Source organism: Flammeovirga sp. SubArs3 (assembly GCF_947387565.1).
GTDB classification, from domain to species: Bacteria; Bacteroidota; Bacteroidia; order Cytophagales; family Flammeovirgaceae; genus Flammeovirga; species Flammeovirga agarivorans.
Genome location: NZ_CANDOA010000005.1, coordinates 146,625 through 161,660 on the forward strand (window position 1 = coordinate 146,625; position 15,036 = coordinate 161,660).

Here is a 15,036-nt window from a genome sequence, read left to right on the forward strand (position 1 = left end):
TTGAAATTTTAGTAAATAACGAGGGGGAATTATTTTTAATAAATAAAAAAATACCGGAGAAAAACATCTCCGGTACTTCTTTCAAAAATAACATGAGTGAATAAATTTTATCACCTATGTTGTATTTATTTTACGATTAATTGAATACTCTTTATGAAGCTTTCAGATTGTACATGTAGAATGTATACTCCTCTAGCAGCCTCACTTAAGTCCAGCTCATGGATACCTGTAGATAAAGATTTTCTCTCTACTACTTGCCCTGAAAGATTGATCACTGATACTTCAGCATCACTTAATAACTCAATATTTGTTCTTCCTGAATGAGTAGGATTCGGGTAGCATTTTACTAGATCAGCAGCTAAATCTTCTGCAGAAGTAGGCGCTTGAATGTTCGCTGACAATACAGTTACTGTTACTTGATCTGTAACTACCATATCCGCTACTGTTGCCTTAAGTACAAATACATAATCATTGTCATACTCAAGTTCAGGTGCAGTGAATGTTGGTGTAGCACTATTAACATCAGAAAGTGTAATTCCTTCAGGAACGATCCACTCTAGTTGTACATCTAAAGGAGTAGAAGCCGTACCATCCAATGTCACTTCATCACCCGCATTAACCGTTTGGTCTTCCCCAGCATTGGCTACTGGTTGTTCTACAGATTTGATTGTAATCATCACTTCGTCTGTAGATGTCATGTCTCTGTAAGTGGCAGTTAATGTGAAAGTATATTCAGTATCTTCAGCCAATTCAGGTACATTGAAAGTAGGTTGTAATGCATTAGCATCACTTAAAGTAATTCCTTCTGGCGCAGTCCAAGTAATGTTAGCGTTTTGTGGTATTGTTGCCGAAGCATCCAATGTCACTGTGCTGTTAATGTAGGCTACTTGATCATCACCGGCATTGGCTACCAATTCAGGATATACCAATACTTCAACTTCGTCAGTAGATTCTCCTTCAAGGTATTGTGCTCTAAGTGTAAATGTCAATGTAGTTTCTTCAGTTACATTTGGTGCTGTAAATGTCGGCATTGCTGAAGTGTTATCAGATAGAGTAATACCTTCAGGTGCTTCCCAAACAAATGTAGTTTCCTCAGGTGTTGTTGCAGAGGCATCTAAAGTTACTGTCGTACCTTGTTTTACTACTTGATCATCGCCAGCATTAGCATTGATTTCTGGAACTACAGTTACCTTCACTTTATCAGAATAAGAAAGCATTCCTTTTTTAGCTGTTACTGTAAATTCATATTCCATAGGAGCTACTAAACCAGATGCACTTGTAAATGTTGTTGACTTCATATCTGTTGAAGATAAAGTAACACCACTTGGAGCAGTCCAAGTATAAGTAAACTCATCAGAAGAGTTGTGAGTGGCCATTAGGTCAACTGAACTACCAGATTGGATAACGATATCATCACCAGCATCCAATTGGAAATCAATACCATATTCTACAACGCTGAAATCATCTAAATAGAATAATTCCTCTTCTGTTTTAGGTGTTTGGATATATAACCTTGTTGGTACAATATCTCCTTGTGATAATGATTTTGAGATATGGAAATTCTCATCGATTGTGATGATTTTTTCAAAAGAAACCCATTCACCAATAGTGGCATTGAAATCTCCCCAGCTTATACCTGGAGCAGTGACACCTAACTTCGTTGCGCCAGAATCTTTCCACTCATCACTTGGCATAAATCTAATGTTGTAGACCTCAACATTCATTGTTTCTACCAAGATTTTACCTGTGAACTTATATTGTTTTCCCACTTCTAGATTAAAGTAGCTATCTGAAGATGTTTCTACTAAGTCGATTTTAGCAGTGGCTGCAACTTCTAAACTTGATGTTCCTTTCGATTGCTCTGAAACGATATCAGAAATAGAGAACATTTCACTTTCAATACCAGACCAACCTACTGATTTGCCCTCTTCAAATCCACCATTCACTAAAAGCTCTAAGCCACTAATCTTTTCATTAATCACGGTAATAACTACCTCATCTGCTTTTGATGAATTTACCCCATCATTTACAATTAAACTGAAAGTGAAAGAAGTTTCTCCTTCTACCATCGGGGCTGTAAATGTAGGCATTGCAGCAGTATTGTCTGACAACGTAATTCCTTCTGGAGCAGTCCATGCATACGATAAATCACCTTCTGTCTGACTTTGAGAACTAGAACCATCTAAAGTAATAGTTGCTCCGCTACCTACAGTTTGATCATTCCCAGCATCTGCTACAGGAATTGAACTTGGGTTTACTGTAATCACTACTTCATCAGAAGCAGAAGATTCACCTAAGTTGACAGCCAAAGAGAATGTAAAAGTAGTACTTTCAGTCACGATAGGAGCAGTGAAAGTTGGCATAGCAACATTAACATCAGATAAAGTGATACCTTCTGGTGCTGTCCATGTTAAGGTAACATCCTCAGGTGTAGTGTTTGATGCGTCTAAAGTGACAATATCTCCGGCGTCTACTGTCTGATCATCGCCAGCATTGGCAGAAATTCCTGGAACAACAACAATATTCACCTCGTCAGAAGCTTCAAAACTTCCATCACTAGCTTTTAACTTTAATGTATAAGTAGTTTCTTCAGTGATATCACCAGCAATATCAAAAGAAGTAGTTAATGTATTTGTAGAAGTTAATGTAATTCCTTCAGGTGCTTCCCAAGTATATGTAAATGAATTTGATGAATTATGGCTACCCATTAGATCAACAGTGGCACCAGGAAGTGTTGTTTGATCTTCTCCAGCAGACAAAATAAAATCAATGTCCGTTTCTTCTAACATCAAATCATCAAAATAAATAAGTTCGTCTGTTGCATCATTCGAACTTTGAAGATGTAATCTTGTGCTAACCACATCACCTTTTGATGAACCAGCCGCAAAAGCTTCGTCAAAAGTTAATATCTTTTCGAAAGAGACCCAGCTTCCTTTTTCTGGTTGTAAATCACCCCAGCCACTACCTGATTGTGTAATAGAGAACTTCGCATTATCAGCATCAAACCAATCATTTGATGGCATAAAACGTAAATTGAATACCGTAGCCATCATTTTATCAACTCTGACTTTACCAGAGAATTTGTAAGCTTTTCCGATTTCAACATCTATGAAATCATCCATATGAGTTTGGACACCGTCTACTTTACTAGACGTTTCAAACTTAACACTTTTACTACCTTTCGACATTGGGTCTATCACATCTGATTGAGTATAAGCACCCATGCCAGTCCAACCTTTCGTTAGTTCTTCTTCAAAACCTCCATTAACGATTAAGTTTAATCCATTAATGATTTTGCTTTTTGCAACGAAAGAAACAGTAGCAGGTTCAGAGTCTACTTCTCCGTCATTTACGACTAATGAAAATGTTAGTGTCGTTGTTTCTGTAACCACAGGAACTGTAAAAGTAGGAATAGCAGCATATGCATTAGACAAGGTAACTCCATCAGGGGCTGTCCATGTAAATGATAGTGCATCTTTGTTTTCATCATAAGAATCTGCACCGTATAATGTTACTACCTCACCAGATTCTACTGTTCTTCCTGACCCTACAACGGCCACGGGAGCTTTATTGATTTCTACTAGAGTAATCTCCTCGTTATAGTTTTCTGTCGATAGGGTAAATGTTCCCTTTTTCTCTTCAAATAACGTTTTTTGAATAGCGTATTCGTAATCACCAACAACAAGTTTTTCAACAGTCACTTTACCTTCAGCATCCGTAGTGAATGATTTATCGAAAGTAAGGTCTGTCTTTTTTAAATTGAAAGTAGCATCTGCTACAACTTCACCGTCCTCATCTTTTACTACAAAAGCAGTAGTATAAGTTACCAGCGCATCTGAGACTAAAGTGATAGTTTTTTGTTCATCACCTGTACTGAATGATCCAGTATATTCGTTGTAACCTTCGGCATTTACTGAATAGTCATAAGTACCAGATTCTACAAGACCTTCAGGGTTACCGTTAGCGTCTGTTGTATAGTCTTTTAAATTGATAGTCACAGTAGCACCACTAATTGGATCTGTTCCATTAGAAGTAACTGTTAGAGGTATATCATAAAAAGCGTCCATTGTAGAGAATGCCGCGTCTGGGAATCCGCTTAGAACAGGGTAAGAGTTGGTATTCATTTTCCAAGCACCACTTTCTGTAAAATCTAATGCTGAGAATTGGCTTGCATTTGTCATTTCAAGAGGAGTAAGTACAGTTACCTTGTCAGAAGGATTTTCTTTACCCGTAGTAGAAATGGCATATAAGCCAGAAATCGCAATATCGTTTTTAAGATTTGCATCTGCTGTGATACCAGGAACACCATTTAAAACAGTACCATAAGTGGTAGCATTAGTGATGGATGCACTTGCTTCTACAGCATTCATATTACCAACAATACCACCGTTATTACCCCATTTGGCATCCAGTTCTACTGCAGCAAAGCAATCTGTTAGCGTTACATTTACAACCATACCAATCAATCCGCCAATTGAGCCAGATCCTGATACTTTTCCACCTAAAATAAAACACTGGTCAACTATCGTATTCCATTCTGCATGACCAATAAGTCCACCAACTCTTTCAATGTTAGGTACTTTTTGTTCGTTCGATAAATTAATAAGACCTAAATGCTTTATTGAAGCGCCTTGGCTAAATCCGATAAATCCAACTCCTAACGAAGATTGGTCTGCATGTTTCGTAATCGTAAGGTTGCTGATGGTATTGAAGCCCCCATCAAATGAACCTTTAAACGTTTTTGAAACATCACTTCCAACTTTATATCCAATAGGATGGAAAGTTTCGCCATCCATATCAATATCCGTAGTTAATTTAAAGTGCATACCCCATAACTCAGAAGAATTATCTAATTCAATCAATTGAGCTTTCGATGAAATTAAATAAGGGTCTTCTACAGTACCAGCACCATCAAACGATTGAGCTTGGCCGGTGGTATGAAAACATAGGCTATACACTGCGAGCCATAACAGTGTATGTAGTTTGTAGATGTATTTCATTTTATACTAAGAATAGATTGTTTTAAAAAGTTTTTTCGTACTTCAAAGATGTAAAACTTACACTAAAAAATAGGGTGTAAAAAATCCGCCAATTGAGGGGGTGAATTTTTTATATTTTCGCCCTTAGTAATCCTTTCTAAGTAGGTATACCTAAAAATAAGCTTTTTTGGGGTATAAATAAATAACTATGTGATGAATACGATTTAGGACATAAAAAAAGGAGAAGATAAACACCTTCCCCTTTTCAATTCTTAAGCTATTTTATAGTTACATCAGTTCTAATTTTTTTGTTTCGTTATAGTCCAGTCCTCTAAGTTTTTGAAATTCAGCCAACAGTTGTTTTGTCAATTGTGGATTGTCTTTCGCAATATTCTTCTTTTGTGAAGGGTCTTCTTTCAAGTTGTAAAGTTGAATTTCAGTGTCATTACCCAACTCAATATTTACCTGTTTATTTTTCTTCTTCCCTTTGTAAGAAGGAATCAATACTAAGTCTCCTTTTCTGTATGAAGTTCTTGTTGTCGCTTCAAGAATAAGGGAAGTTCTTCCTTTCTGGTCAGCACTTAATAGAGCCCCTAAAACATTTTCTGAATCTGGAGTGGAAATTTCACTACCTGTAAGTGCTGCTAATGAATTCAATAAGTCCATTTGACACACTAAAGCATCCGATTTTCCAGGTGCGATGGTTCCTTTCCAATAAGTAATAAATGGAACATGGGCACCCGCATCATAAAGGGAATATTTTCCTCCTCTTAATCCACCTTTTGGATCATGATTACCAATTAATTCTACCGCTTGATCGTAGTAACCATCGTTTAATACTGGCCCATTATCAGATGAGAAAACGATTAGCGTGTTTTCTTCAATACCTTCTTCTTTTAATGTTTTTAAAAGTTCGCCAATACACCAATCGGCTTCAAGAATCACATCACCTCTTGGACCCATTCCTGATTTTCCTACAAATCGTGGATGTGGCGTTCTAGGTACGTGAGGCTGCTGCATTGTGTAGGTTAAGAAGAATGGAGCTTCTTTATTTGACTGATCTTTGATATACGATTTCACTTTTAAAAGGAAATGATCTGCCATATCTACATCACTCCATAAAGCAGATTTACCACCTTTCATATAACCGATTCTAGGGATACCATTCACAATTGAGTTATTGTGCCCATGGTGCCATTTCATTTTCACCATTTCTGGGTGATCGATAGCCGTTGGTTCCCCTTCAAAATTCTTATGGTAATCGATCTGAATTGGATCATTTTTATCCAATCCAACCACATCACCATCTTCAATATAGACAGTAGGAACTCTATCTTGAGTTGCTGCCATGATGTAAGAATAATCGAAACCTACTTCGTTGGGGCCTGGTGAAATATGTTCGTTCCAATCTTTATCATGTGTACCTAAACCAAGGTGCCACTTACCAATAATGGCTGTTGAATAACCAGATGATTTCAACATTTTTGGTAACGTCATTTGTTTAGTACTGATGAGCATTGGAGCTGAACCAGGAAGTATTTGAGCATTTTTTCTCCAAGGATACTCTCCGGTAAATGCCGCATACCTAGAAGGTGTACAAGTGGCCGACGAGGCATACCCATTAGAAAAGTTAATTCCACCATTGGCTAAGGCATCCATGTTAGGCGTTTTAATCTCAGTAGCTCCATTGGCACTAATATCACCGTAGCCAAGATCATCCATATATACAAAAATGATATTTGGTTTCTTGTTGAGGGATTCACTTACGGTAGAGGTGTTTTTTTGGCACCCCCATGACAGTAATGCCATAGGGATGATCATCAAATTATATATGCTTCTCATCTTAAAGACTTTGTTGAAATGAAATAATAGTTTCTGCAGGGGCTAAACCTTCTGCTGTTGCTGTTAATTTTATTGGTGAAGAAGCATTTTTTGTTCCCTGGATTATTGCTAATGCCAAGCCATTAAATACTTCCATATGTTTTCCTTTGTGTGGAGTAACTGATGTAGCATCTCCATTACCAACACCTACAATTTTACCATCACCTGATACTTCGAACTGAATATCATTTGAAGCGGTGTAACAGAAGTTACCGTCTTTATCTACTACTTTAACAGTAACATAAGATAAATCTTTACCGTCTGAAGCAATTAAATTACGGTCTGCTTCAAGCACAATATGATGTGGTTTTCCTGCAGTCTTAATTACTTTTCTAGCCACCTCTTTTTTATCAGTATAGGCTACCACTTCGATTTTACCTGGCGTAAATGGAACTTCCCAACTTAATCTATATTTAGACATCATAGGCCCTTTCTTCTTCCAATCTCTATGAGTCATTTTGATAGGAGTAAGGTCTACGCCTTTCACTTTTTTACCGAAAGATTTTCCATTAACGAAAAGCTCAACTTCCTCAGCATTGGTAAAAGCATGTACTGGTATAATTTCCCCTTCTTTACCGTCCCAGTTCCAATGCGGTAAAACATGTACCATTGGTGTTTTAGTCCACTGACTTTGGTACAAGAAATACCTGTCTTTAGGGAATCCACATAAATCGGCTGCACCAAAATAAGACGAATGGGAAGGCCAATCTCCGTTCCAATATCCATTAGTCCAGTTGTCTTTTCCTCCAAAAGGTGTTGGTTCTCCTAGATAATCGAAACCAGTCCACATAAACTCACCCAAAATTCGGGGACTTTTTTCTAACATATCAAATTCCAAATCAGGAGGATAAGCCCAAGGTGGTCCTACTAAATCATAACTTGTAACTTGTTTAGATCCTTCGGCAACTTTAGGCTCGACGGGTAAGTCATAGTATCCTCTTGAACTGGTACATGAAGAAGTTTCTGAACCATAAACTATCCATTCAGGATATTCTTCAAGAATTTTTTCATAACGCATAGGGAAGTAGTTAAACCCTACAACATCAATCTCATGAGCTAACTTGTTGACAATAGCTAATGGATGGTAGTTAAAACCTGCAGTGACAGGTCTTGAAGTATCTTCAGATTTTGTAATTCTAGCTAAACGTCTGGCTTCTTTCCAACCGTCTTTTTTTGTTTGTTCTAGAATCTCATTTCCAATACTCCACATAATGATAGAAGGGTGATTTCGGTCTCTGCGGATCATTGCTCTAAGGTCAATTTCACTCCACTTATCCCAATCTTTGTTGTAACCGTTTTCTACCTTTCCGATTTTCCAATTATCAAAGGCTTCATCAATCACAACCAATCCCATTTTATCACAAAGTTCTAATAATACTTTTGATGGAGGGTTATGGCTAGTTCTTATGGCATTTACTCCCATGTCTTTCATGATTTGTAGTTGCCTTTCTTTTGCTCTTCTATTTACTGCAGCTCCTAAAGGACCTTGATCATGATGAAGACATACCCCTTTAAGTTGGATTCTTTCACCGTTGAGTAAAAAACCTTCCTTTGCTAAAAATTCAATTTCTCTTACCCCAAATGAAGACACATATTTGTCTAAAACCTCATCTCCTTGTTTGATATATGTGATTGCTGAGTAAAGGTGAGGGTTTTCCATCGACCAAATTTCTGGTTGCTCAATAGTTAATGTTTGAGAAACTGTTTTTTGAGCATTTTTATCCAGTTTGTAGGATTTTGTGATATTACCCACTTTCTCACCTTTTTGATTCTGAACGATGGTTTCAATATCAATAGACGATTGTTTTTCTAATGAATTGACAACATCAATATCAACCACTAGCTCTGCTTTTTCTTCTGAAATAACAGGAGTTTTGATGAACGTACCATCAAAAGCGATATGGATAGGGTGTTTAAATTCTACCCACACATCTCTGTAAATACCCGCACCAGGGTACCATCTAGCACTAAGATCTTCAGGGGCACATTTTACTGCTACTGTATTTATTTCACCAAAGTTTAAATATTGGGTCATGTCTAATTCAAAGCCGATATAGCCATAAGGACGTTCTCCAATTTTTTTACCATTAATAAATACCTCGGCATTATTCATTACTCCTTCAAAATGGATAAAAGCTTTTTTGCCTTCCATCTTTGAAGGAACATTAAATTCCTTTCTATACCAAGCTTCACCATGCACAGGTAGACCACCTGTACGGGAGTTATAGGCAATATCAAAAGGTTCTTCGATGGCCCAATCATGTGGGAGATCTAGTGATTTCCAAGACGCATCATCGAAGTCTTTTTTCATTGCATCAGCTTTCTTACCTCTAGAGAATTTCCATTGATCATTAAAGCTGATTTCCTCTAAACTCTCATAATCCTGTTGGGGAATTTGCTGAGAGCAAGACATTAATCCGCATAGAAGACCAATGCCTAATACCTTTATATTTTTCATTTTATTTTCTGTTGAAATGATGTATCGAATAGTTAATCATGGATTAGCGCTGAAGGATTTTTTTGAAATTCAAAGCTAGATTCCACCGTAAATCGTTCCACTAAAGGTTGCCCTTCGCCTCTCGCATTTTTAATTTCATTCTCCCATACCTTTCTTAATGATTGAAGCTTTTCTTTGTAGAAGCTATCCCCTGCAAGGTTATGTAACTCATTAGGATCAGTGCTTAGATGATAAAGTTCTTCATACACAGGAATTTCACCGTTTAATGGCCCTTCGACAAAACTTCTGTAAATAGGTATCTCTTTGTCTGTCATAGAATAAAGCACACTGTTGACATTAATGCCCATTGCTTTTGCGTATTGAATCCTTTTGCTGGCAGAAAAGTTTTCGTTTTTGTAATAACGAATATATTTCCACTCTTTGTCTTGAACGGCCTCACATCTTGGGTTACCAAATTGAGTAGACCATAAATTTTCGGTAAATAAATAAGGTCTTACTTCTGTCTCTTTATTGACTAAAAGTGGTGATAAATCTTTACCTTGATATACTTCAGGGATGCTGATTCCCGCCTTTGCTAAAAGAGTAGGGGCGATATCTATACTTTGTACTAAAGCATCAGTTTGTGGTACTCTTTTCTTTTTTGGAATTGTTGGATCGTATATAATTGTTGAAACTCTCGTACAATACTCATACAATAAAGCTTTTCCTCCCAATCCATATTGTCCCATTAATAAACCATGATCAGATGAGAAAACGATAATGGTATTTTTATCTAACTTCAGTTCTTTTAATTTTTCTTGAAGGTGACCAATTAAACGATCAATACCCTTCATTGCTTGGTACTGTCGAATCAATCGCTCCTTTGTCATTTCAGGAGTATCTACATGATCATAAATATTTTGTCGGTCTTCTACTCTTAGTAAATCAGCAGGTAGCTTAGGAGTTTTGATGTCCTTTTTGGCTATATAGTTCTCTGGTAACGGAATCTCCTGATCTCGTAAAAAACTTTTATATAATTCATCATCACTCTTTCTTTGTTGCATGCTAGACGTACTTGCTCCATGTGGTAAGTTGAAGCAAAGATTGATCAAGAAAGGTTGATCTGTAGGTCTTCCTTCCATAACCTTAAATGCTTGCTCAATTCTGAAATCATTATTGTCTAATACATCAAAGGCAGCTTCTTCTACAATTTCAATTTGAGTATCTTTTTTAGCCCCTCTAAAGATCTTATGACGATCCTTTGGGTAGAAACCTAAATGACGATGTCCACCATAGAAGTAGTCAAAGGAGTTTTCCATCACCATAGACTTGTAGCCATTTTTTCCAAGAGGAGTATGGTTTTTTCCTATATAAGCGGTGAAATAACCAGCATCTCTCATGACCATCGGGTAGGAGTTTTGCCATGCCTCTTCAGATAAAGCGGTGGCAGAATTAAAGTTTACTCCATGTTTTCTTTCGAACTGAGATATCAACATCGATACTCTACTAGGCATACAAATAGGGCTTGTAATATGTGCATTAGTAAATAATGTCCCTTCATTCGCCAGTCGATCAATATTTGGAGTGGTAATCACTTTATTTCCCGTAACGCTCAAGTAATCATAAGGTTGATCGTCTGTGAGAATAAAAATAATATTTGGACGTTGATCTGTTGTTTTATTTTGAGCTACCATACTATTGATGAAAGCAAATAATAAAACATTGATAAGTATATATTTCAGCATAGTTTAAGTCATTTATAGTTTCTCCACATACACATAGTATGCACCCACTTCATTTTTATTCTTCTCGACTAAAGTGGCACTTAATGTGGTTTCCCCTTCCGGTATATTGACTTCAAAAGTGATACTTTTAGAATTTTCTGAAGAAATGTTCTCTTCCCAAACTTGATCACCAACTCTTAAATGTCCTTTTGTTATTTGGAACACTTTTCCTGCTGGAAGTACATAATTTTTAAATTCACTATGATATACTGCTGCAGAGGTATTGATAGGTAAGTTGGCCTCTTTAGGGTAGCGTTGGATTGAGATTTTGTATTTTCCTGTTTGAGTGAAATTAACTCTCCATTCTCCATTTCCATTTCCACCTTTTCGGATTAATTTCTGATTCCAAGGGATCATACGTTCCTCAGCTACATGCCAATCATGGGCAGTTAATGTAGATGGATTTTCATATTCTGTACCCAGTTTGATATAAGGGAATCGATCGAAACATTTGTATTGTTTTTTCCAGTTCTTCTCGTAGCCTTTTCTTAGTTCCTGAGCAATTTCTGGAAATACTTTAATTACATTTTTAGCCTGCCCAGGATCAGAAGATACATTATACAGTTCTTCATTGTTGACTAACCTCCAGTTGCCTTTCATGGTGTAAGAATTTCTCCATTTTTCTGGGAATTCAATACGTTGAGAGTCTCCAACTAGTATTCTTTCAATATCCTTATTGTTAGATAATACCTCTGTTAAATCTGTACCATCAAACTTTACTTTATTAGGTAATGTTAGTCCACACATTTTTACTAAAGTAGGTAATAAGTCTATATGTGCAGTTAGAGTATTGATATCTTTAATTTTTGAGAGTTGACCACCTTTCCAGTAGAAGAAGCAAGGAACTCGATGTCCACCTTCATAGGCACTACCTTTTGTTCCTCTCATACCGGCATTGTATCCACTCGCCAGTAAACCATCTTTAAACTTGGCACCATAAGCGGTACCGTTATCGGTCATAAAAATTAAGATAGTATTATCAGCAATACCCCATTCTGTGAGTTTATCTCTTAAGACACCGAGATTATCATCGATGTTAGAAATCATCCCATAAAATTCAGCTCTACCTTTTGGAACACCTTGTTCTAAATAGGGTTTGGAGTATTGTGTAGGCACATTTAAAGGTCCATGAGGAGCGTTGGTAGAAATGTAGCAAAAGAACGGCTGATCTTTATTTGTTTCAATAAAAGATAAGGCATTGCGAAACCACACATCAGTACAATAACCTTTTACTTTTTCTTCTTCTCCATTTCTTAAGTAGACATCATCCTGATAATCATTGTTCCAATAATCAGGAGTTTGACCTACACCACCGCCTCCATGAGTAAGTACCTCTTGAAAACCTCTGAACCTTGGTGAAAACGGATAGTTATCTCCTAGGTGCCATTTACCAAACATGGCTGTTTTATAGTTATTATGGCTGAAAATATCAGCCATCGTTACTTCATTTTCATACAATAAAGATCTTCCCATTACAGTATGCCAAACACCAACACTATTAGCATATTTCCCTGTCATGATAGCCGCTCGGGTAGGAGCACATGTTGGACTAACATGAAAATTAGTTAAGTGAACACTTTCACCATATAGATGATCAATGTTAGGTGTATGAATTTCTTTATTTCCATGTGCACCTAAATCTCCGTACCCTTGATCGTCAGTGACAATAAGTATCACATTTGGCTGTTGTGCATAGCTAAATGCGTTAACGTATAAAGTTGAAAAAAGGAAGATGATAAAATATCTCATGTTGTAGTCCTTCTATAGGATTTTGACTGTTGTAGTTTTTAAATTGGCGCCTAGTTCATTGCTTCTTTTCATTGGTGAAGCATTACCTATCGTAATATTTAACTTTCCTTTTGGATCAACAGCTTTCCCTTGATCATCAAAAATTTGTCGCTCTTCTTGTGAGATATGGAATGACACTTCTTTAGATTCTCCCGGAGCTAATTTTATTCTTTGAAACCCTTTCAGTGAATGGTTTGGAGCATCAAATTTTACTTTGTATTCCGATAAATATAATTGTACTACATCCTCTGCTGTATGTTGACCTGTGTTTGTGATTTTCACAGTTACTTCCAAGTCTTCTTTTGCTTTTATTGAAGATTTTGATAGTATGATATCATCGTAGGAGAAAGAGGTATAAGAAAGGCCGTAACCAAATGGATACATAGGATCTACATCCATATATCTGTAAGTTCTTCCTGCCATAGTGTAATCATCATATGCTGGAAGTTGGTCAACAGACTTAGGGAAAGTGATTGGTAATTTTCCTGAAGGTGAGGCATTACCAAAGATCAAGTCTCCTATGGCATCTCCGCCTTCTTGTCCAGGGTACCAAGCAAATAAAATGGCATCGGCTACTTCTGCTACCTCTGTTAAATTGATAGGGCTACCTCCTGTGATAATAACGATCAAAGGATTCTTAGACTTCGATTTAATTTTCTTTAGGTAAGCAATTTGATTTTCTGGTAGCTTCATGTTGTTTCTATCTCCCTTTGAGGATGAAGCAATAGCTTCTCCTTCTTCTCCTTCAATTAGCCCAGAAATACCCATTACAGCAATACAAGCATCAGCACTAGCTGCTTCACCCGTAGACCAGTCGATAGGGTTATTATTTGGACGGTCTAGTAAAATACCTTGTTTGTAATTGATACTTGTACCAAGGCTTACTTTGCTGACAATACCTTCTAAGATGTTTGTCATATGTCCACTCACACCGAAGTAATTACCTAATAAAACTTCACTATTATTGGCATTAGGACCAACAACATATAAAGTTTTAATGTCTTTCTTAAGTGGTAGTGCATCATTGTCATTTTTTAATAACACTACAGACTTCAAGGCAGCATTATAGGCTAGATTTCTATGAGTCTCACATTCTACAGTATCCGGAGAAACTTTATTGTAAGGGTTAAGCTCTGCTGGATCGAATAGGCCTAGTTTGAATCGAGTAGCAAGAAGATTACGCATTCTATCATCGACTTCTTTTTCCGTAATTAAACCTTGGTTTACTGCAGCCACAATATTTTGTTTATATACTTTACCACAGTTTAGATCTGTTCCAGCTTTGATAGCTGCTGCTGTGGCTTCAACACCCGATGGATAAACTTTATGATGAGCATAAAAATCTTCAATAGCTCCACAATCAGAAACTACATGTCCATCAAAACCCCATTCTTTTCTTAAAATATCATCTAATAATAATTCACTACCACAAGCAGGTTCTCCAAAAACTCTATTATATGCACCCATTACTGCTTCTACATCACCTTCTTTTACCAAAGTTTTGAAAGCAGGTAGATATGTTTCTCTAAAATCTCTTTGATTTGGTACGGCATCAAAAACATGGCGATCTTCTTCAGGCCCTGAATGTACAGCATAATGTTTTGCACAAGCTGCCGCTTGCAAGTACTTCTCATGGTTACCTTGTAAACCTTGTACAAAGTTTAACCCCATTTGTCCAGATAAGTAAGGATCTTCACCATAAGTCTCCTGTCCACGACCCCATCTTGGATCTCTAAATATATTGACATTTGGAGACCAGAACGTTAACCCAGCATACTTACTTCTATTGTCCATTTCCATTGCCACCAAAAACTTTGCTCTAGCTTCTGCACCGATAGCAGTGGCAATATCATGAATAAGTTCCTTATCGAAAGTCGCAGCCATACCAATCGCCTGAGGGAATACGGTTGCTCTACCATTTCTGGCAACACCATGTAAACTCTCATTCCACCAACAATATTTTGGTACTTCCAGTCTAGGAATAGCTTCACTTACATCGATTAATTGAGAGGCTTTTTCTTCTAAAGTCATTGCTTTTAGGAGTGCATCAATACGATCATCTGTGTCGCGATAAGGATCCAACCAGATAAATTCTTCTTGTGCTTGTGCTCTAAAATTTAGAGTGAACAAACATAAGGTCATTAGAGTAAGTAATAGAGTTTTCATT

Annotated in this window: 6 protein-coding genes; all 6 read right to left on the minus strand. The window is 37.0% G+C overall.

Annotated features, from left to right (window positions below; translation table 11 throughout):
- Positions 1–125 precede the first annotated feature (125 nt).
- The 6 genes from QL232_RS15735 to QL232_RS15760 all read right to left on the minus strand — a co-directional run bounded on the left by QL232_RS15735 (position 126) and on the right by QL232_RS15760 (position 15,035).
- On the minus strand, positions 126–5,000 hold the full coding sequence (locus tag QL232_RS15735; RefSeq protein ID WP_281614811.1) for a T9SS type A sorting domain-containing protein: 4,875 nt from the start codon (positions 4,998–5,000) through the stop codon (positions 126–128).
- Positions 5,001–5,267: 267 nt separating this feature from the next.
- Complete coding sequence (locus tag QL232_RS15740) at positions 5,268–6,821, minus strand: arylsulfatase (RefSeq protein WP_281614812.1); 1,554 nt, start codon at positions 6,819–6,821, stop codon at positions 5,268–5,270.
- 1 nt (position 6,822) lies between these two features.
- On the minus strand, positions 6,823–9,318 hold the full coding sequence (locus QL232_RS15745) for a glycoside hydrolase family 2 TIM barrel-domain containing protein (RefSeq protein WP_281614813.1): 2,496 nt from the start codon (positions 9,316–9,318) through the stop codon (positions 6,823–6,825).
- 32 nt (positions 9,319–9,350) lie between these two features.
- Positions 9,351–11,042 (minus strand): sulfatase-like hydrolase/transferase, encoded by a 1,692-nt coding sequence (locus QL232_RS15750; protein WP_281614814.1) that lies wholly within the window; start codon positions 11,040–11,042, stop codon positions 9,351–9,353.
- Positions 11,043–11,054: 12 nt separating this feature from the next.
- On the minus strand, positions 11,055–12,830 hold the full coding sequence (locus QL232_RS15755) for an arylsulfatase (RefSeq protein WP_281614815.1): 1,776 nt from the start codon (positions 12,828–12,830) through the stop codon (positions 11,055–11,057).
- 12 nt (positions 12,831–12,842) lie between these two features.
- Complete coding sequence (locus tag QL232_RS15760; RefSeq protein WP_281614816.1) at positions 12,843–15,035, minus strand: glycoside hydrolase family 3 C-terminal domain-containing protein; 2,193 nt, start codon at positions 15,033–15,035, stop codon at positions 12,843–12,845.
- Position 15,036 lies beyond the last annotated feature (1 nt).

Excerpts from the sequence above, each read along its gene's own strand:
- QL232_RS15750 (WP_281614814.1), bottom strand. The coding sequence starts at position 11,042 with ATGCTGAAATATATACTTATCAATGTTTTATTATTTGCTTTCATCAAT.
- QL232_RS15745 (WP_281614813.1), bottom strand. The coding sequence starts at position 9,318 with ATGAAAAATATAAAGGTATTAGGCATTGGTCTTCTATGCGGATTAATG.
- QL232_RS15735 (WP_281614811.1), bottom strand. The coding sequence starts at position 5,000 with ATGAAATACATCTACAAACTACATACACTGTTATGGCTCGCAGTGTAT.
- QL232_RS15755 (WP_281614815.1), bottom strand. The coding sequence starts at position 12,830 with ATGAGATATTTTATCATCTTCCTTTTTTCAACTTTATACGTTAACGCA.
- QL232_RS15740 (WP_281614812.1), bottom strand. The coding sequence starts at position 6,821 with ATGAGAAGCATATATAATTTGATGATCATCCCTATGGCATTACTGTCA.
- QL232_RS15760 (WP_281614816.1), bottom strand. The coding sequence starts at position 15,035 with ATGAAAACTCTATTACTTACTCTAATGACCTTATGTTTGTTCACTCTA.